Origin of the sequence: Paenibacillus borealis, assembly GCF_000758665.1 — a bacterium.
In the GTDB taxonomy this organism is placed as follows: domain Bacteria; phylum Bacillota; class Bacilli; order Paenibacillales; family Paenibacillaceae; genus Paenibacillus_AQ; species Paenibacillus_AQ borealis.
The window spans coordinates 3,443,805-3,462,963 of sequence record NZ_CP009285.1 but is presented as its reverse complement, the minus strand read 5'-3'; the positions used below and the strand labels follow the sequence as shown (position 1 = coordinate 3,462,963).

21 protein-coding genes are annotated in these 19,159 nt (G+C 48.9%); 8 read left to right on the top strand and 13 right to left on the bottom strand.

Annotated features, from left to right (window positions below; translation table 11 throughout):
• Positions 1–40 precede the first annotated feature (40 nt).
• Positions 41–1,297 carry a purple acid phosphatase family protein gene (locus tag PBOR_RS14340; protein ID WP_042212663.1) on the bottom strand — a complete coding sequence of 419 codons (1,257 nt, stop codon included), beginning with the start codon at positions 1,295–1,297 and terminating at the stop codon, positions 41–43.
• A gap of 264 nt (positions 1,298–1,561) precedes the next feature.
• On the opposite strand from PBOR_RS14340, the gene PBOR_RS14335 reads away from it, so the two are divergent.
• From PBOR_RS14335 to PBOR_RS14325, 3 genes are read left to right on the top strand one after another with little or no spacing between them, the layout of a single operon-like run.
• A complete protein-coding gene (locus tag PBOR_RS14335) occupies positions 1,562–2,275 on the top strand; it encodes a polyphosphate polymerase domain-containing protein (RefSeq protein ID WP_042212662.1) in 714 nt (237 codons plus the stop codon).
• Between the two features lies 1 nt (position 2,276).
• Positions 2,277–3,008 (top strand): DUF4956 domain-containing protein, encoded by a 732-nt coding sequence (locus PBOR_RS14330; protein WP_042212660.1) that lies wholly within the window; start codon positions 2,277–2,279, stop codon positions 3,006–3,008.
• Positions 3,009–3,062: 54 nt separating this feature from the next.
• The gene (locus PBOR_RS14325; protein ID WP_042212658.1) at positions 3,063–4,874 is read left to right on the top strand and encodes a CotH kinase family protein; all 1,812 of its coding nucleotides are present in this window, start codon (positions 3,063–3,065) and stop codon (positions 4,872–4,874) included.
• 139 nt (positions 4,875–5,013) lie between these two features.
• On the opposite strand, the gene PBOR_RS14320 is transcribed toward PBOR_RS14325, so the two are convergent.
• The 7 genes from PBOR_RS14320 to PBOR_RS14290 all read right to left on the bottom strand — a co-directional run bounded on the left by PBOR_RS14320 (position 5,014) and on the right by PBOR_RS14290 (position 9,075).
• On the bottom strand, positions 5,014–5,550 hold the full coding sequence (locus PBOR_RS14320; RefSeq protein WP_042212657.1) for a hypothetical protein: 537 nt from the start codon (positions 5,548–5,550) through the stop codon (positions 5,014–5,016).
• A 218-nt stretch (positions 5,551–5,768) separates the two neighbouring features.
• Positions 5,769–6,215, bottom strand: a complete 447-nt coding sequence (locus PBOR_RS14315) for a hypothetical protein (protein WP_042212655.1) — start codon at positions 6,213–6,215, stop codon at positions 5,769–5,771.
• A gap of 46 nt (positions 6,216–6,261) precedes the next feature.
• Positions 6,262–6,768, bottom strand: coding sequence for a hypothetical protein (locus PBOR_RS14310; RefSeq protein WP_042212653.1), 507 nt, complete (start codon positions 6,766–6,768; stop codon positions 6,262–6,264).
• A gap of 9 nt (positions 6,769–6,777) precedes the next feature.
• Positions 6,778–7,017 (bottom strand): hypothetical protein, encoded by a 240-nt coding sequence (locus tag PBOR_RS14305; protein ID WP_042212652.1) that lies wholly within the window; start codon positions 7,015–7,017, stop codon positions 6,778–6,780.
• 118 nt (positions 7,018–7,135) lie between these two features.
• Entirely contained in the window at positions 7,136–7,513 is a 378-nt protein-coding gene (locus PBOR_RS14300; protein ID WP_042212649.1) for a hypothetical protein, read from the bottom strand.
• A 147-nt stretch (positions 7,514–7,660) separates the two neighbouring features.
• A complete protein-coding gene (locus PBOR_RS14295) occupies positions 7,661–8,434 on the bottom strand; it encodes a polysaccharide deacetylase family protein (RefSeq protein WP_157764035.1) in 774 nt (257 codons plus the stop codon).
• Positions 8,435–8,496: 62 nt separating this feature from the next.
• A complete protein-coding gene (locus tag PBOR_RS14290) occupies positions 8,497–9,075 on the bottom strand; it encodes a hypothetical protein (RefSeq protein WP_042212646.1) in 579 nt (192 codons plus the stop codon).
• A gap of 150 nt (positions 9,076–9,225) precedes the next feature.
• Between PBOR_RS14290 and PBOR_RS14285 the strand changes: the two genes are divergently transcribed.
• Positions 9,226–10,158 carry a serine hydrolase domain-containing protein gene (locus PBOR_RS14285; protein WP_042212644.1) on the top strand — a complete coding sequence of 311 codons (933 nt, stop codon included), beginning with the start codon at positions 9,226–9,228 and terminating at the stop codon, positions 10,156–10,158.
• Positions 10,159–10,833: 675 nt separating this feature from the next.
• On the opposite strand, the gene PBOR_RS14280 is transcribed toward PBOR_RS14285, so the two are convergent.
• Genes PBOR_RS14280 through PBOR_RS14270 form a run of 3 tightly spaced genes read right to left on the bottom strand, consistent with a single transcriptional unit; the run spans position 10,834 to position 13,179 of the window.
• Positions 10,834–11,487: a YcnI family copper-binding membrane protein gene (locus PBOR_RS14280; RefSeq protein WP_052429478.1), complete on the bottom strand. Its 654-nt coding sequence runs from the start codon at positions 11,485–11,487 to the stop codon at positions 10,834–10,836.
• A gap of 50 nt (positions 11,488–11,537) precedes the next feature.
• Positions 11,538–12,203, bottom strand: a complete 666-nt coding sequence (locus tag PBOR_RS14275; RefSeq protein ID WP_039297122.1) for a response regulator — start codon at positions 12,201–12,203, stop codon at positions 11,538–11,540.
• Entirely contained in the window at positions 12,172–13,179 is a 1,008-nt protein-coding gene (locus tag PBOR_RS14270) for a sensor histidine kinase (protein WP_081972047.1), read from the bottom strand. Before PBOR_RS14270 ends, PBOR_RS14275 begins: the two co-directional genes overlap by 32 nt.
• A 104-nt stretch (positions 13,180–13,283) precedes the next feature.
• Between PBOR_RS14270 and PBOR_RS14265 the strand changes: the two genes are divergently transcribed.
• The 4 genes from PBOR_RS14265 to PBOR_RS14250 all read left to right on the top strand — a co-directional run bounded on the left by PBOR_RS14265 (position 13,284) and on the right by PBOR_RS14250 (position 16,718).
• Positions 13,284–13,979 carry a response regulator transcription factor gene (locus PBOR_RS14265; protein ID WP_042212641.1) on the top strand — a complete coding sequence of 232 codons (696 nt, stop codon included), beginning with the start codon at positions 13,284–13,286 and terminating at the stop codon, positions 13,977–13,979.
• The gene (locus PBOR_RS14260; protein WP_042212639.1) at positions 13,972–15,069 is read left to right on the top strand and encodes a HAMP domain-containing sensor histidine kinase; all 1,098 of its coding nucleotides are present in this window, start codon (positions 13,972–13,974) and stop codon (positions 15,067–15,069) included. Before PBOR_RS14265 ends, PBOR_RS14260 begins: the two co-directional genes overlap by 8 nt.
• Positions 15,070–15,203: 134 nt before the next feature.
• Positions 15,204–16,061, top strand: coding sequence for a D-Ala-D-Ala carboxypeptidase VanY (locus PBOR_RS14255; RefSeq protein WP_042212637.1), 858 nt, complete (start codon positions 15,204–15,206; stop codon positions 16,059–16,061).
• A gap of 48 nt (positions 16,062–16,109) precedes the next feature.
• A complete protein-coding gene (locus PBOR_RS14250; RefSeq protein ID WP_052429477.1) occupies positions 16,110–16,718 on the top strand; it encodes a VanZ family protein in 609 nt (202 codons plus the stop codon).
• A gap of 40 nt (positions 16,719–16,758) precedes the next feature.
• On the opposite strand, the gene PBOR_RS14245 is transcribed toward PBOR_RS14250, so the two are convergent.
• Positions 16,759–17,784 carry a hypothetical protein gene (locus PBOR_RS14245; protein ID WP_052429476.1) on the bottom strand — a complete coding sequence of 342 codons (1,026 nt, stop codon included), beginning with the start codon at positions 17,782–17,784 and terminating at the stop codon, positions 16,759–16,761.
• Positions 17,785–17,803: 19 nt separating this feature from the next.
• Entirely contained in the window at positions 17,804–18,727 is a 924-nt protein-coding gene (cysK, locus tag PBOR_RS14240) for a cysteine synthase A (RefSeq protein WP_042212636.1), read from the bottom strand.
• Positions 18,728–19,159: the final 432 nt, after the last annotated feature.

Sequence of the window (19,159 nt, the reverse complement as noted above, 5' to 3'; positions counted from 1 at the left end):
AAAGGTTCTCATGGATTGTCATCCAAAAGAACCCCAATTTCTAATGCTTCAGAATAAACTCATCCAGCTTGTTGCCAGCGGTATCATATGCCTGGTATGTCAAGGTATCTCCGCTAACCGTGATTCCCGCGAACATCGGCTTATTATTCTGGAAATGAACCTTATGGAAGAACTGGTCTTCCTTCTTCTCGTTGAATTTGGCCCCCGAAGCGTTGGTCACCACATAGACCGTTCCGCCTGTTGTACCATTGCCACCATCACTCTCGGGCACGATTTGACCGGCGCGCAGCGGATAAGAACGGGAATACTCATGATTATGCCCCTGCAGCACAAGATCCACGTTATATTTGTCAAAAATCTCCGTCCAGTCCTCCACCTTACTGTACATGTTCCCGCCATACGCCGGACGGTGCATCGCTACGATTGTCCACGGCTTATCCGTACCTGCAAGGTCCTTCTTCAGCCAGTCAGCCTGCTTCTTCAGATTGCTCTCTGTATTCAGCACAGTCACATGAACCGGGCCGTAATCGAAGGAATAGGAGGTGCCTGCGATGGAACCCTTGGCCCCGTTATCCGGCAGATTGAAATGCGAGGTAAACTGCTCAGCCTCTTCATCAATCTCGTCATGATTGCCGGTCACCGGCATGAGGGGCACACTGGCCACCCTATTCTGAACATAGCCAAAAAAGCTGTTCCATGCCGCGCTATCCTCCGGATCCTCCGTGAAATCCCCGTTATGCACGATAAACTGCGCCGCCGGGAAGGTCTTGAATGCCTGCTCCAGCGTATTACCCCAGATCGCGAAATCCGCGTCGGTCACTCCCTGGGAATCCGTAACATTGATAAAGGTCACCTGGCCGCTGGCCGCTTCCGCAGTGCTGAACTCGTACGCAAGGCTCCACTCCTCTTCCTCCCCGCTGCCTACCCTATAAGTGTAGCGGGTTCCCGGCTCCAGTCCGGTAATCTCGGCTTTGTGCACGCCTGCTGTACCCTGATCCGTCTTGACCGTGGTATTGGCTGCCTGAACCTTAATGACCCCATCTCCGGTAAAATCAGACGTCTTGCCCTTTATTACCTCAAGCCAGCCGTCCGCTCCGGGATCTCCAGTGTACCAGGTGAACGCGCGGCTGGTGGCCGGATCGCTTTTAAAGGTGCTGACCAGATCATAAAGTGCACCCGAGAGTTCAGATCCTCCCTCAGCAGCCCGCTCTGATTTGAGCCGCTCCACACGAAGCGCCAGCACGATCAATACAACGACTATAATTCCGATGATAATGAATGTCTTCAAGTCTTTCATGTGCTCCCTCCGCCTATCAAATCTTGCAATCTCTGAACCGCCATCCGATCTGTTCTGTTTCTGTATTCTAGGGTATCCCCAGTGGCAGCAGGAAGTCAAATTCCCGGCACGGCACAACCTGACATTTCGCGTCATTTGTAAACGCAGTGTAAAAACATTCAGCTGGCGTTCAGTTTAATTTAAGAAAATCATAAGGTCGGTCCCTTAGAATAGGGTCAGCGGCCAGATCACGCAAGAAACTTAGAGAGAGAAATGAGGTGTGAGATGAACAAGAAGCTGCAATTCCGGCACGAGCTGAAATTCTTCATTAACTATCATCAATATCTTATCATCCGGCAGCGGCTCCAGAGCTTAATGGATACAGACCAGAATGCTGACGAGGGCGGGGAATACCATATCCGCAGCCTGTATTTCGATGATATGAACAACACAGCATTGTCCGACAAGCTCGGAGGCCTGCGTGAACGTGCCAAATACCGCATACGGATCTACAATGTGCAGGACGATATAATTCATTTTGAGAAAAAAATCAAGATGGACGATTATATCGCCAAAATCAAGGAACCGCTGACGCGGGAGATGTACGATGAGATTATGGCCGGCAACTATGAGGTGCTGAATGTACCGGATAAGCCGCTGTTTATGGAGCTCTATAATCAGATGCGCCATAACCTGCTGCGCCCGAAGGTGATCGTTGATTATGTCCGCGAGCCTTATGTATGCCATAACGGCAACGTGCGGATTACTTTTGACAAGGAACTGAGAACGGGACTGCATGCGGTGGATATCTTTAGCAAAGAGCTGCAGCCAATCCGTGCGCTTGACGGGAGCTTTATTATTTTCGAGGTCAAATTCGATGAATACCTGCCCGATTATATCCGGATTGCCCTGCAGCTCGAAGGCTTGAACCGGCAGTCCGCTTCTAAATACGTCATTTGCCGCAAATTTCTAAAAACCAACACTTGGGAGGATTATTGATATGAGCATCACAGCAAGTCTGGCTGCAGCCGCAGCACAGGGAGCGGACGACACCGCAACGACTTTTTCCGATATGATCAAAAGCTCGGTGACTGACAACTTCGTTTCCGACATCCGCATTTCCAAAATACTGATTACGCTCGGCGTGGCTTTTCTGATCGGATTCTTCATTTACATTCTGTACAAACGGGTCTTCAGCGGAGTCCTCTACTCCAAAAGCTTCAACGTCTCCTTGATGGGCATGACGATGATTACTGCAACCGTTATTATCGCGATCAACTCGAACCTCGTGCTGTCGCTCGGTATGGTCGGCGCGCTGTCCATCGTCCGTTTCAGAACGCCTATCAAAGATCCAACCGACCTGATCTTCCTGTTCTGGGCAGCTGTTGCCGGAATCGTAACGGGCGCCAGGTTCTTCACACTGGCTATTATCGGCTCCATCATCATCGGCCTGATCCTGTTCCTGTTCATTAAACGTTCTTCTGTAGAAACTCCGTACCTGCTGGTCATTAACTGCGACGGCGACGACAGTGAGCGCGAAATACACAGCCATCTGACCAAATCGGTGAAACGCTATAATATGAAGCAAAAAACTGTTACAGCCGGCAATATTGAGCTTACGCTTGAGCTGCGGCTCGACGACAAGGAAGGCGGATTCGTGAACACGGTTTCCAGCCTTACCGGTGTCAAGAATGCCCTGCTGATCAGCTATAGCGGCGACTATGTCTCATGATCACGGGCCTGCTGCAGGCTGGTAGATCTATATTCATGAAAGGCGGTGCCCAAGATGATAGCACGAGGTAAGCAGATTCTGCTCATTCTTAGTTGCCTGCTGCTGGTTACCGCTATAGCTGGTTGTCAGATTTCAAATCCTTCTGCGGATAACAACAATACTATGACGGACACGCAGAACAAGGCGGTATCAACTGAGGAACAGAGTCTTGATACAGAGGTTTTTCCAAAGGATAAGGTTATAGATGTCAAAATCACGCTGGACCCGGATGATTTCCAGGATATGCTGGACAATGCCAGCGCCGAGGAATACAAGACGGCCTCCGTCGAATATAACGGCATCCAAATGGATAATGTCGGAGTGCGGACCAAAGGGAATTTAAGTCTGCGCAGCGTGGTGCAAATGAGCGATTCGGACCGGTACAGCTTCAAGCTGTCTTTTGACGAGTATGTGAATCAGAACCTGTTCGGGATTACCAAAATCAATCTCAACAACAACTACAGCGACGCCTCATACATGCGGGAATTCCTGACCTATGAGCTCGCGGAGAGCATGGGACTGCCCACGCCAAAATACTCGTTCGTCAATATCTATGTCAACGGGGAGCTTAAGGGCTTCTATCTGGCGGTAGAGCAGATCGGCGATGCCTATCTGGAACGCCATTTCGACAACACCTACGGCGCACTCTATAAAGGCCAGATGACCGGACAGGGCAGCGATCTTACCTGGCTCGGGGATGACGCTTCACTCTACACTGGCCTTGAGATGAAATCGAAGAAATCAAACGATGACATTCTCGTCGACATGCTGGATGAGCTGAACAACGGCACCGACTATGAGAAATACATCGATGTCGATGATGCTCTTGGCTATATTGCCTTAAACGCCGTGACCGGCAATATGGACAGCTATCTCGGCAGTAATAAGCAGAATTACTACCTGTATGAAGACGACGGCATCTTCTCCATCCTGCCGTGGGACTACAACATGGCCTTCGGCGGCATGGGCGGTTCGGATGTGCTGATTGACGAGCCTACCCAAGGCGCACTCGCCGAGCGTCCGCTGGTGGCGAAGCTGCTGGCGAATGAGACTTACTTAGCGAAATATCACGAGATCGTCCGCAGCATGCTGAGCGGCTACCTGAAGGACGAGACCTTCCAGGCCCGGATCAACGAGCTGGACACTATGATCTCAAGCTACGTGAAGGCCGACCCTTCTGCCTTCTATACGTTCGAGCAGTATGAGAGCGGCATCGAGTCCGTGAAGACATTCATGTCGACCATGGCCAGCACCGTCACGCAGCAGCTCGACGGCACGATTCCCGCTACCAATGACGGTAACGGCAGCGGTGGCGGATTTGGCGGCGGATTTGGCGGCGGATTTGGAGGTGGCGCTGGCGGCGCTGGCTTTGGCGCCGCGGCAGGTGGCGCGGCGCAAGGGCAGGCGGGCGCGGCGGCTGGCGGCGCGCCGCAGGGGCAGGCGGGCGCGGCCGCTGGCGGCGCGGCGCAAGGGCAGGCAGGCGCGGCGCAAGGGCAGGCAGGCGCAGCGGCTGGCGGCGCGGCGCAGGGCCAAGCGGCGCAAGGTGGGCAGACCGGCCAGGGCGTTCCCGGCGGTGAGCCGGGCGCTATGGGCGGTCCGGGCTTCCCCGGGGGCGGCTACGGCCCGGGTGGCGGTATGGGCTTCGCCGGCGGCATGGGCGGCGGCGGAGGTTTCGGCGGTGGCGGCATGGGCGGCGACTTCGGCGGCCAGGGCAATACACCGCAGCAGCAAGGTAGTACCAGCGAAGCTGTTACTACCGGCATAGCGATTGTTTTGCTTTTACTGGCAGCTGTGTTTGTTAGCTTCTATAAACGGAAGCGTTTATAGAACGCTGCCGAACCAGATCATAAGCTAATCTAAGCAGGCCTAACATTTATTGTCTAGGCCTGCTTTTCCTTATAAATAATACGATTTGCTAAATATGGACTCCAGTATCACCAAATGATATGCCGTGATACATCGGCTATTATTTCAAATCAAATCGTTTTATTAATCTCATGGGATAAGTGTAAACTTCTAAGGCAGTAATTTCCGCTTCCCCAAAAATATCTTGCGAAAAAATGAGTTCCATCATCTTTTGCATATCAATTACCTTTACAATTCCTATTGTGGCATGAATTACAGGATTACCATGAGTAATAGAATTAAACCACCCGATGCCAGTGCAGTATTCCTCATATTTTTTGTGAAATTCATAATAAAAATCAACGAAAGACTTCGAATGTGCAGGGTCAAGGCATATTACAGCCGTTTCGGTATGTTCCCCACGAGGAGGGAGGACGCTCAGAGAATGAAGTGAAATTTTTTGTTTGGTGTGTTTAGAGGCAAAATTCGAAGTCCATTTACAAAGAAGCTCTTCATCAAAGTCCTCATATGCCGAAATTGTTATATGAGGGGGCCATTCAGGGACAGAATATCCTTCGTCAGATAATAATTTTTTCAGTTCTTTTAATTGCCTATCTTTTTGTTCGTTAAATCTTCCCACCACCACATAATTACTCATTGCCTTCCCCCCCCATTTAGGAACAAACGAGCAGATAAAACTATCTGTATTCAGACTTAAGGCTCAATCTAAAAATCAGCAGTTGATATTTCCAGCCTGATAAGCGATGCCTCTTACCATTAACTAATATACCGGCTTTGTAGCATTCACAATTTACATTATTTACATAATTTATATCTCTCTAATTAAGCTGAGCATCAAAATGCACTTTCCCATTATTACAATTGTTCGCAGCTTATTTGTTCCACCTGTAAATTCCTTAAAACCGGCAAAATGCGACCCAAATACCAACTAAAATCAGTAATATCTATATCATCTTTTGCATTAATTTTCTTTCTGGCAATTGATAAACTAAACATCATTTGATTTGTATTAAAGATAAGCAACTCACATCCAACTTCAGAATCTACCCGCATTAACTCAATTCCAATAATCTCTTTTTTCTCCTGCTTTTTTTTCAACATATCGAAGAAGCTGTCTCTATTAAGTACACTAGATGTCCAATTATAATCGTCATCATCACCCAAAGGCAGTATAGTAATCTCCCCATTACTTTTCACGTATGTCCAGCCTTCATTTTCAATGTTCTGAAACAAATCCGGTAGCGATAAGCTTTCACGACTATGATTGCTTAATCTTATATTTATAGAGGCTGAGATAGACATGAATCTCATATCCTTTCCCGAATCTTGAGCGTATTTTTGTTTTTTATTAATATAAATGTTTTCTAATTGCAGCTATTTTTGTATGATAAAACGCATTATCATGGCTATTGAAGTATTCTTTATATCTTCTATAGAAATGTTCTGCCCCATTTAATAGCGCATGAATAAACTCTTCACTGGGTAGTTTGAAGTGTCCGTACCTTCCCTCTCCAATTTTCAATTCCATATAATAAGAATTCACTTTTATCATTTCAAATTTTATGGGCTGATCAGGAAAAAGAAAGCCCCCTTTTCCCACTTGCAAATATTCTTCTAACGCATTCATTAAAAAGCCCCACAGCCAATTAACCGAATCCCACATATTATAATCCATAACGATTTTGTAGTTCCATTCAATAACAATAGCTCCATCCAGATATCTAAGATCAAACTTGTGGATATACTTTTCAATTTCATTTTCATTGTCTATATGAATAAAATATTTGTTAGGTTCATCCATAAAGTTTCCAGGCAATATTAAATCGGGTTTCTTTAAATACGTTTCAATTTTCATAATATTAGATTACTGAATTACTTTTTCTAATAAATAAATCGTTAAAAATGCATCTTCATTGAATGCAAACTTTCTTTCCAATACTCTATAGTCTTGCTCAAAAATTTCTATAATATCTCCTGCAGTCAGTGTAGGAATAGGAATTTTGGTTTCTTGCTCGAAGATTAAGTTGTCATTTTCAAAATCTAAAAATCTTGTCAAGAACACCTCTACTGGCGCGAATTCCGGTTCATACTTTATAATTGTCATTCTTCCTTCTCCCTCAATTCCAAACTTATTTTCTTAACAATTCCCATAATGATTAATTTACAATAAGAGAAAAACTTTGTGTGGTTCTTTCTCAAGCATTCAAATGAAATCATTAAATTCATTCGGCACCAAAAATCTCATCATTGCTCCTCTTAATCTCTGCTAACATCTTATCCATTCTATCCATTTCAAAAGCACCTTTTCTTTCCCCTGATAGAAAATATAGTTTCATCCAATAAGCATCATCCTCTGCAAAAGCCCCAATAGCTTGCCGGATATTATCTTCCGTTAGGCTTCTTACAATAATATCTGGGGGAGACGGTGGCACATAATCAAGCCCTTCCTTGTCCATATACCAATAATAATTTTGGGGTGTAGCCACAACCATAGTGTATGTAACACCATCCTCTAGCTCTACGAAGACATCAATATTGTCGTTTTCTATATTTTTTATACTTGAAAGATAAGTGAGAAATGTTATGTTAACTATTTTCATAATGAACCTCCTACTTAAATATTCAACTGATACTTGCAACTATATTACAATTGCAGCCCGGCAAGTCAGCGAAAGTTACAGTGATTTCATCTTCAGCAAAATAACGTAGTACTTAAAGGTTTTATTTATAAAATAAATACGCGTTCACTACTCCCACGGGCTATTACCACTCTTACTATTTCCGCTCAATTTCTCATAACCGATCTCCATTTCAAGATGGTCTCCCAACGCATGAGGAACTGCAAGACTTATCCCCAGTGTATCTTGGGTGAGATAACTAAATATACCTGAATTATTTGCCCCGCCCGCTTCATCTGCATGTTTCAAATCATTAAGTAAATCTTGGTCTTTAACCCCACTCCAAAAATCTTTCATAACTCCTTCCTCTCGCAAATTTAAATTGTCATCATAGCTTTTGTAGATTCCATTTTTCAATTCTTGTAAGAATGCCTCATCGATCTCCAGTAAATCGGTTAATTTCACTTTAATTTCTTTATCCACATCTATATTTGTTGTATAAAAAACATTTAACGGATATGCTCCTCCCTTATTAAAAGCTGAACCAATATATTGAATGCTTAGGAAATCATCGCTTTTATATGTAATCTGATAGTCTACTTCCAAAGTATTGTGACTATCTAAATCTAATGAATAAGATTCAAGAGCACCAAGCGCCTCTACCCGTATCAGGTCATTTATAACCTCTTCCTTTTTATCATTCGGTAAATCAACCAGCTTTGGATATATAATGTTAATATTGTTTTGAGCATAACTGTCACTTTCAACTTTGTAGCTTAATGCAGGAACAGTCTCCTTGCTGACCTCTTTTTTATCAGAATGAACCTTATTTTCGGCACTACATGATATTAATAAAATGACAATCGGTACAATAGTTAATAGCCTGAACTTCACTTCGCTCATCTCCGCCTGAAGAACTTCTAGTCATCGTAATTAGCTATTCTCATATCCCGTATCTGTAGAACTTAATTCTCTCTATCCCAAATACCAGCAGCTACCCGCGTGTAACCCATAAGATTATGCTCACCTAGACCCTCTTCGGTGCCAAAAACCCATCTAACCACATTATGACTATCAAGATGCATCTTATGAAAATCCTCATCGTAGTCCACAACCACCTCGACACCTAATGCAGAAACAAGTAAATTATTCACCATTTCGGAAGATAACAGTACATTCGAAATTTCATCATAAATAGGCCGGGTAACATCATTAAGCGTATCGCTGTCTAAGTAATCTATGTATTTTGTATCCAGAGACACTCCTGTTTCATAGATGGTTCCGGTCTTACTTAACATCATCACAAACTTATTGGACTGGACTTCACCAAATATTAATATAATGCGGCCTTTCTCAAGAAGCGCGAGGACTTCCGCTATCTCAACATCATGCGGGTGGTTTATTAAGTCGTTGAACTCCCAATTTCCGATAGATTCAATCTGATTAATATTAGCGTCGTAGCCTCTTTCTTGAAGGACTTTGAGTAGCCAGCTTAAATTAATTATGCTTTTGGTAAAAGTGATCACATTGAAGTTAGCAGCCATGTATCCACCTCCGCAATCGTCTACAATTCATCAAGTCTTGTTAGTTAAGAACTTCACACCATTATCACTTACAGTATAATACATATCCAGCTATAGTAAGACTAAGCAAATTCAAATACTCTAACCTATCAATCTGACGGAGGCGGAACAATGAACACTGTACTATTAGACGAATTGGTAGCATCGGTGGGCAAGCAAAATCTGCGTGTTTTGAACGTGATGGTCAGGCAGAATGGCGAGCTGATAGCCAGGCATGATTTTGAGGAGGAACAGCCGCACTTATTATATTCTGCAAGCAAAACCTTTACTTCCATGGCTGTGGGGATTGCCGTTCATGAGGGATATTTCAGACTTAACGACCTTGTAGTAGATTTCTTTCCTGATTATTTACATACCTGTACTGGCGATACTGAATTTCTGAAGCGGATCACGATTCATGATTTGCTGTGTATGGCAGCCGGGCATGCGGAATGTCCGGTGAATAAAGCGGATTGGAGAAGCGGGCAGAAGTGGGATATTGCTGAGTTGTTTTTTGAGGAGCCGGTTGTCTTTGAGCCTGGGACTCATTTTACCTATGATAATTCAGCCACCTATATGCTCTCCAGAATCATTAGCAGCGCTACCGGAACTAACCTGGACGACTATCTGTATGAGAAAATATTCCACCCGCTTGATATTCCCAAGCCTGATTGGGACAGATGTCCATTGGGATTCCCCCAAGGGTTCTCGGGATTACATTTAACCGCAGAGTATTTATCCAGATTCGGGCAGCTGCTCCTGAACAAAGGCGCGTGGAACGGACAACAGCTCATTCCATCCGGTTATGTGGAGCAAGCAACTTCCGTCCAGATAAAGACAGATGATTTCACTCCAGACTTTGCAACCGCAGACTATCATCAGGGCTATGGATATCAGCTGTGGATGAACTCCTATCCTAACTCATACCGGCTCGACGGATTGTATGGGCAATATGTTATCGTCCTTCCGGAAAAGAACGCAGTAGTTACCTATGTATCCGACGAACCGGATAATATGACCGGGATTATTGAGCTGACCTGGAATACGTTAGTGGATAAGCTGTAAGGCTGCATGTGGATATTCGTGGAACACAAACGGAATAGGTTTCAGTAACTCATCCGTAAAGATTGGTTTCACGTGACCTGTGATTTATCAGCCTTTTCTCGCAGAGAGATCCCGCACCCGGATAACAATTGGATTTATAGCACTTATTGCTCCCGACTTTGGAGCTTCAGCAAAAACAGTTGGATTTATGGCACTTAATTCTGCCCCTACACCCGGTTTTGCCCGATCCCGCAAAATTAAGTGTTATTTTTCCAACTACGCCCGGCATTTAGGGAATTCCCCCGGAATTAAGTGTTGTTTATCCAACCGTTGTTCCCAACCGGCGTGCGTGAGCATCCATAGATAAAGTTAGTTTACAAAAGCGCTGGGCACCAGTCGGCGAGAGTGCAACAGATCATCGCAGGCACATTAGCACATCATGAACCCCCCCCATCCCAGCATTCCAGCATTCTACGCATTCCCACATTCTCACATCCCCACATCCCAGCATCCCCACATCCCCTCAAACCGCAAAGAACCCCGCACCAGAGGGTGTTATTCACCTCAAACGCGGAGTTCTTCTATCCGCCAGAACAGCCAGTTTGGCCAGTCTAACAGATATGCTTACTATATTCCTTCAACAAATATCTGCTTCAATCCACTTACCTGGACTCCAGGTAATCTCCGGTTCCAGCCCTACTCCTTCTTCCCCCGCAGCAAAGCAATAGCTGCCAGCAGGAAGGACAGCAGCGAGATGCCCAGCGCAATGTACAGCATCGGTGACACGCTGGAGCTGTTCCCCTCTTCCTCCATAATGGCCTCATGCTCGTCCATGGTCATGGTGCCGTTATCCGCCATGTCCACGGAGCCGTGGGAGTGGGTGCCTCCGCCGGAGGCTTCGGCAATTGAAGTGATGGAATGCGGGGATTCCGAGCCTTCTTCACCGGACCACTGCACCACGCTGCCGTCGGCATAATGCTGATAGGCATTCCAGGCGATATCGCCTGCGGCGGCCGGGTTCTGGACGGTGAAGTAGAAGCGCTGGAACTGTCCGGCCTGAATGCCGTCTCCGTTCGCGATCCAGCTGACCTTGTCGCCATCCACCGTTACGTCCCAGCCGGGAGAAGCCTCGTATTGCTTGAATGCAGCTCCAGCCGGGATACGCAGATCGACCTGCACAGTAGCAATGTCTTTCTCAGACGGGACTTTGAGCGTGTAAGTCTCCCAGGCCCCCGTGCTTGACGATGCCGGGCTGACCGTTACATGCGCACTTGCCACGGCTGCGAATACCATAAGTGCTGCGGCCGCAGGTACGGCCAGGGCTGCTATTTTACGGAAAAGTCTGTTCAATGGGATCTCCCCTTCTCTCTTATGTAGTCTAATCATCCTTCTGCAAAGCTCTATCTTTTCCCCGGAAAATCCCGCTCCCGCGAAGCCAGCCCCTGCTCCATGGCATACCGGGTGAGCTGCGTGCGGTTCTGAAGCTGGAGCTTCTGGAGAATATTCTTGAGATGGTTCTTGACGGTGTGCTCGGAGATACCGAGGGTGGCCGCAATCTCTTTATTCGTCGAACCTGAGGATACACAGCCCAGTATTTCCTTCTCTCGCGCCGTTAATGCCTCCCGCTCCTCCTTGACGGAGGTCACGGCGAACTCTTTCAGAATCTGAAAAGCCAGCTCCCGGCTCAGCGGAACCTCCTCACTGACAATCGCCAGCAAATACTCAATCCAGGTCGACGGAGCCAGGTTCTTCAGGAGATACCCCTGCGCCCCCTGCTTGAGCGCTTCGAACAGATAGGAGATCTCATCCGATACGGTGACGATGACGATCTTCACATAGGGGTATTCCAGCTTAATGCGCCGCGTAGTCTCCAGACCATCCATACCCGGCATTTCGATATCGATCAGAATCAGATCCGGCATCCATTGTCCGGTCCAGACGATTGCCTCTGCTCCGCTGGCAACAGCGCCGATCACTTCGAACCGCTCATCCAGCGCCACAATCTCACTCATCGCCTCCCGCGCATGCGCATGGTCATCGACGATCAGCACCCGGCAGCGTTCCATCCGTCGTCCCCCCTTTCGCAATCTCTACAACTGTTCCGTCAGGTCCGGATTGTAAGTCAAGCTTCCAGCCCATGCTGCATGCCCGTTCTCTCATAATCTGCAGGCCATAGCTCCCGCTCACCGCAAAAGGATCGGCATGTGCGAATCCGGCCCCGTTATCGGCAACGGTCACGTTCCAATTCAGCCTGTCACCTTGGCCGGAGACGGACACCTTACCTGCGCGCGTATGCTTGCGTACGTTGATAATGGCCTCGCGGATGCAGGACAACAGCTCAGCTTGTTCTGCTGCCGTTAGCGCCTGCTCATCCAGATGCCAGTCCAGCGACACCTCAATCATCACTTCACCGGCTATTCCGGCAAGCTGCTCTTGAATGGAACGCTCCAGGGAGAAGCTCTCCTTGCCGCTGACCGGCACCTTGAGATTGGCAATGGCCTGTCGCACATAGCGGTTGACTTCGTGCACTGTTTTCTTAATCTGATCCACGCTCTCTGCGCTGATCTCCCCGTCTTTGCGGTTCTGTTCCAGGCGGTCAATCCGCACGGAGAGCAGAAACAGCGACTGTGCCATTCCGTCATGCAGCTCCTTGGCCAGCAGCTCGCGCGCTTCCATCGCTGCAGTTGCCGCCCGCTCCCGTTCCAGCTCCCGCTGGCTCCGTTCGAGCATCCGGAAGAGCGGCAGCAGCAGAATATTACTGAACAGAAAGACAAGCACCGGAGTTAAGTAGTTTCCCATGTCCATGGAGATGTACTGCATCAGGAACTGATGCCGCACAAACTCCCAGATGCCGACCATGAGCGTTGGAATCAGCAGGATGAGCACTTTAATTCGGGTATACGTCGCTGTCCCCTCCTTAATACTGATGATAACTTTATCATTCCCGGGTCTTGCCCGGCATGACTCTTTCGGGCTATACCCGGCAATAAATGTTACAAATATAAGTATTTTAAAAATAATCTTATCTCGTCCGGACTCCATACTTACAATAATAGCAGGTCGCGAAACCATATCCGATAGGGTACACTAGGAGCAAAGCACAATCAAGTATTCTTTCATGCTGACTATACAGGAGAGACAATGAAATGAAACGTATTACGATACTTATCGCCGACGATGATGCGGAAATTGCCGATCTGATCGGACTGCATCTGGAGAAAGAGGGCTATCATCCCATCAAGGTCACGAGCGGCACAGCGGCTGTTCAAGCAGTCCAATCCCAGCATATTGATCTGGCGGTGCTGGATATTATGATGCCCGGGATGGACGGGTATGAGGTGACCCGGCAGATCCGGGAGCAGCATCGGCTGCCGATTATTTTTTTGAGCGCAAAGACGTCGGATCTCGATAAAATCACCGGGCTCGTGATCGGCGCCGACGATTATATGACCAAGCCGTTCAATCCCATGGAGCTGGTCGCCAGAGTGAATGCGCAGCTCCGCCGCTCCATGCAGCTGAATCAGCCGGTTGCGGAGCATAAGGCTGTGCTGGAAACGGGAGGTCTGATCATCGATCCGGACCGCCGTTCGGTCACCCTGTACGGGAATCCCATTGAGCTAACGCCGAAGGAATTCGACATCCTCTATCTGCTGGCCAGCTATCCGAAGAAGGTGTTCAGTGCGGAGCATCTTTTCCGGCAGGTCTGGGGCGAAGCCTATTATGAGGGCGGGAATACCGTCATGGTCCATATCCGCACCCTGCGCAAAAAGCTTGGCGAAGAGCAGACCAAAAACACATGGATCAAAACGATCTGGGGGGTAGGATACACATTCAATGGCTAATATGTTCCGCAGCTTCCGCTTCAAAATGATCTCATTGCTCGTTCTGAGCATGATCTGTTCCGGCGCCATTACTTTTGCCCTCTATAAAGGTCTGCAGATGTACTATACCTCACAGGTTAAGCTGGAGGACCCGCTGGCCCGCTTCCGCTGGATGATCGCCAGCTTCGGCGACCTCAATTTCTTCCTGATCTTCTTCATTCCGCTGGCGCTGCTGTTCTTCTTCCTGTTCACCAAGCCGTATGCCCGTTATTTCAAAGAGATCTCGCAGCATATCCGCCTGCTGGCAAACGGGGATTTCAAGAGCCGCATCCATATAACCTCCAACGATGAATTCGAGGATATTGCCGCCGATCTGAATCTGGCCAAGGATAAGCTGCAGCAGGCGGTGGAACGCGGGGATTTCGCCGAGAACAGCAAGGACAAGCTCGTTCTTAACCTGGCTCATGATCTGCGGACCCCGCTGACCTCTGTACTCGGCTATCTTGACCTGGTACTGAAGGACGGACAACTAAGTGCTGAACAAATCAAACATTACACAACCATCGCCTATACCAAATCGCAGCGGCTGGAGAAGCTGATCGATGAGCTGTTCGAGATTACCCGGATGAATTACGGCATGCTGACTGTCGAGCAGCTCCCGCTTGATCTAAGCGAGCTGCTTGTCCAGCTGAACGAAGAGCTGTATCCTGTGCTGGAGAACAACGGACTGACTGCCCGCCTTGCGCTGGCTCCGCAGATGAGAATTACCGGGGACGGGGAGCTGCTGGCCCGGGTGTTCGAGAACCTGCTGACCAATGCCGTGCGTTATGGCAAAGACGGCCAGTATGTCGATATCCGCTGCAATCCGGAAGGGGAGAATGTAATCGTCCAGATGATCAACTATGGGGATAGCATCCCTGCGGAAGAGCTGCCTTTTCTCTTCGATATGTTCTACACCGGCGACCGGGCGCGGACCCATCAGGAAGGCAGTACCGGACTGGGCCTGTTCATTGCCAAAAATATCGTCGAGCAGCATCACGGCACCATCTCCGTCCAGAGCGACGCGATCCGCACTCTCTTTGAGGTGCGGCTTCCGGGTCTAATTAAGTAGAGTTATAAATTCTTTTATTTTACGCGGAAACGGCTTTGCGTTTTTATATTTTAAGAAAAACTTTATCTTTACCCCACTTCTTTTTAAATTCACTCCCTTATTCTTTGGACATAGAGTCCAAGGAGGAAGCTGAAATGAAGAAGTGGGTTTTTTGGGTTGTTCTTGCCGGGCTGCTTGGGTATCAAGGGCTGCGCCAAGGCGGAGAAGACGTCCCTCCCGGACAGGGTATGCCTATCGTTCAAGTGGTTACGGACCACGGCTCCAAGAATCTGACGGTTATCCCTAAAAGCAGGGTTCACCAGGGCAACCTGCTGCTTGTTAACAAGGAATACCCTGTACATAAATCGGGCGTCAGCAAAGATATTGTCAATCTTACCGAGCATCAGGAGCTGATTGAAGGGTATGGCCTGCTGGACAACAAGACGATGCTCTCCGAGCAGGTAGCGGAGCAATTCTCGATTATGGTGGGAGCTGCTGCCGGACAGGGTGTCCAGCATTTCCTGATCAGCAGCGGCTACCGGAACAACTCGGAGCAGAAACGACTCTATGAGGACAAAGGCGCCGAATACGCACTTCCGCCCGGCTATAGCGAGCATAATCTCGGCTTGTCACTCGACATCGGCTCCACAGAGATGGCGATGAGCCATGCTCCTGAAGGACAGTGGCTCCGGGATAACGCCTGGGATTATGGTTTTATTCTGCGCTATCCTGAAGATAAGACCGGCATTACCGGCATCCAGTATGAGCCTTGGCATTTCCGCTATGTCGGCCTGCCGCACAGCATCATTATGCGGGATAAGCATTTCACCCTGGAGGAATATTTGGATTATCTGAAGCAGCAGAAGACAATCACCGCTACCGTTAACGATACGGAATATCAGATCTCGTATATTGCGGTCACTGGAAATACTCCGGTTCCTACACCTGAAGGCCGGCATGTCGAGTTCTCGGGCAACAATATAGACGGCGTTATTATGACGGTATATCCATAAGAGCCAAGCCATATAACAATATAACCTAAGAGAAGGCGGTGATGCGGAATGAATCCGGCACACAAACTGAGAATATACGGGTTGCAGGCACTTTTCGCCGTATACATCTATGTACTCTTCAAAATCATCTTATTCAAGTTTGGTTCGATTAACTTCAGCTTTCTCTGGCAGCAGCTGCAGAAGAGCCCGGATAATATCGCCGGCAGTCTGCGCACAGGAAACTTTGTTCCGCTCGCTACCCTGTCCAATACGTATCATCATCTCACACCTACTACCATGCTTAATTTCGCGGGAAATATTGCCTTGTTTATCCCTTATGGCATATTCCTTGTGCTACTGTCCCCGAATGGAAAAGGCGGCGGCTCCTTCACCGGTGTTCTGCTGCGCTCTTTCGCATTAAGTGCGGTGCTTGAATGTGCGCAGGCGGTATTCTCCATCGGAACCTTTGATGTGGACGATCTCATTCTGAATACGCTTGGGGGTGTGCTGGGTTATCTCCTGTTCCGGCCTCTGATCAAGGCATTTAAGCCAAGCGGGAAAAGCGGTCAAATCAATAAGGACGATCCCGCGCCAGCGCAAAATAGAAGGATCATCTATGATACGAAGTCTAATCCTCCTGCCATATCCGGCAAAGGCTCCTCTGTCACCAAAAGGTGACGGGGAGCCTTTGTCTTCGTTAGCGGTCTAATCCCCCGCCTTATATAGGCGAAGTATACCGGCCGTATTGGATCTCCAGTTCTTTGAAGGTATTGCCCTGCTGTAACAGGAAGAAGGAGTTCACTCCCTCCGCTCCCCACCAGTTCAGCCCGAGCAGTAATCCGTCCGCCGACTGTGCCGCAAACAATAACGAGAACATCTCCGGCCGCATCTCACCGCCGTCATCAACACGCCAGACCGAATATTCATCGCTCTCCATAACAGCGGGATAATCCATGAAGCTGAGCTTCCCGTCTTCATTCAGGACAAGACTGAAGAGCATATCCTTATCCTGCCTTGTGAACTGGACCAGATACAGCTCCCTATCCGGGGCCAGATCAGCCAGCTTCCAGGCGGACTGAAGCTCCCGGTGCTTAACGGCAGCTATGCTCTTCCGCACCGGATCTCCGGCTGCAAGCTGCGGAGCTGCCGGGTCGGCGGGTTGCAGATCTACTAATGCAGCCGGCGGGAAGCTGGAGGAATCAACCAGATAATAGGTTTCATCCGCTTTCGCAGCACCACTCTCTACCGTGTAGAGATAGCCGGACAGATTAGCGAAATTATTCGCCAGTTCCCGTCCATTGCTGTCCTCACTCCCCGCTTGCTGCTTCTCGAACTTCACGGCCAGCACCTGACCTCCGTTGCCAATGGCGGTATTCAAGGATTCCATCTGCTTCCCGCTCCCGTCTTCCTGTGAAGTCACAAGAAGATGACTTCCGGTCTCATCGGCGAAGCCGAATACGGGCTGTAGCTTGGCGGGATCGAGGAAAGCCGCCAAGGCAGGCGATTCGGTGGCCGGAGCAGATGAAGCAGGGGCTGCCGTAGGTGTAACAGCCGTCTGCTGCGGTACAGGCGATAGGCTCTGCTCCGCCGCAGATGATGGTTTGGCCGAAGACTCATTACTCCCTGTAGTACCGTTGCTTTCAGACCGCGAACAGCCGGACAAGCTTGAGATTACCACTGCCGTAAGAATAATCAGTCCGGCAGCTTTCAGCCGGTGCCGGGAACTTCTCTTCACTCGATTCATTGGGTATCCTCCAGTGGAGTTATTCGAATATGCCCATACTAAGGTAGCGTTCACCAGTATCTGGAGCAATACACAACACGCGCTTGCCATGCCCCAGACGCCGGGCTTCCTGCAGCGCTGTCCATACCGCTGCCCCGCCGGAAGGGCCAATCAGGATCCCTTCAGTACTGGCCAACCTCCTTACCATATCCAATGCATCTTCATCGGATACCTGCACTATATCATTATAAATGCCGGTGTTCAGAATCGCCGGCACGAAGCCGGGGCTGGTGCCCACCAGCTTATGCGGTCCAGGCTTGCCGCCGGAGAGCACTGGTGAGCCTTGCGGCTCCACGACAACCACGCGGAGCTCTGGCAGTTGCTCACGCAGCGCCTCTCCCGTTCCGGTAATCGTGCCGCCTGTTCCCGAGGTGGCAACAAATACGTCCAGTCTGCCTTCCATCTGCTCCAGAATTTCCGGAGCGGTGGTGATGCGGTGGATGTCCGGATTCGCTTTGTTCTCGAACTGCTGGGGAATGAAGCTCCCGGGGATCTCCTGGCCCAGCTTCACTGCCTTGGCAATCGCGCCCGGCATCCGCTCCGCTGCCGGCGTCAGCACAACCTCCGCGCCGTAGGCCTTCAGGATATTGATCCGTTCCTTCGTCATATTATCCGGCATAATCAGGATTGCCTTATAGCCCTTCGCTGCCGCATTCATCGCCAGGCCGATGCCGGTATTGCCGCTCGTCGGCTCAATGATCGTCCCGCCAGGCTGCAGCCGCCCGTCCAGCTCCGCCTGCAGAATCAGATTATACGCGGCCCGGTCCTTAACGCTGCCGCTGGGATTGAACATCTCCAGCTTCACATACAGCTCCGCATCCTCCGGTCCGGTAATGCGGTTCAAGCGTACAACCGGCGTACCGCCGATCAGCTCCGTAATATTATTAACTACCCGCTTAGTCATCTATATGCCTCCCTTATTCCTGTGTTTGTCTTATGCAAGATGTAGCTTCCATTGTATCGCTATCAGGTAGCTCTTGTCGATTTCCCCAAATTGGAGGGTATGCTCAAGCCCGAAACCCTATGAAAATCACCGGGTACAATAGTGAAAAGCCTATGCCCGCTTGAATTGTGGAGCCAGAGGGCTTGTATGAGTGAACTTAATGCTGAACGGCGATCTGTGGGGAGATGTGTGGTGCATGGCGGCGGGAGTGTGAGTTACGGAATGTGTGGCTGCGGGGTGTGTGGCTGCGGGGGCTGCAAGGGCTGCGAGAATAGTAAGGTTAGCGCGGATACAGGACTAACTAGCATGGATAACATCGGTAATGTGGGACACAAACGGAATTGTTGTACTTTATGCAGGATTTTCAGCAGATGAGCGAGCCAAATTACGGAT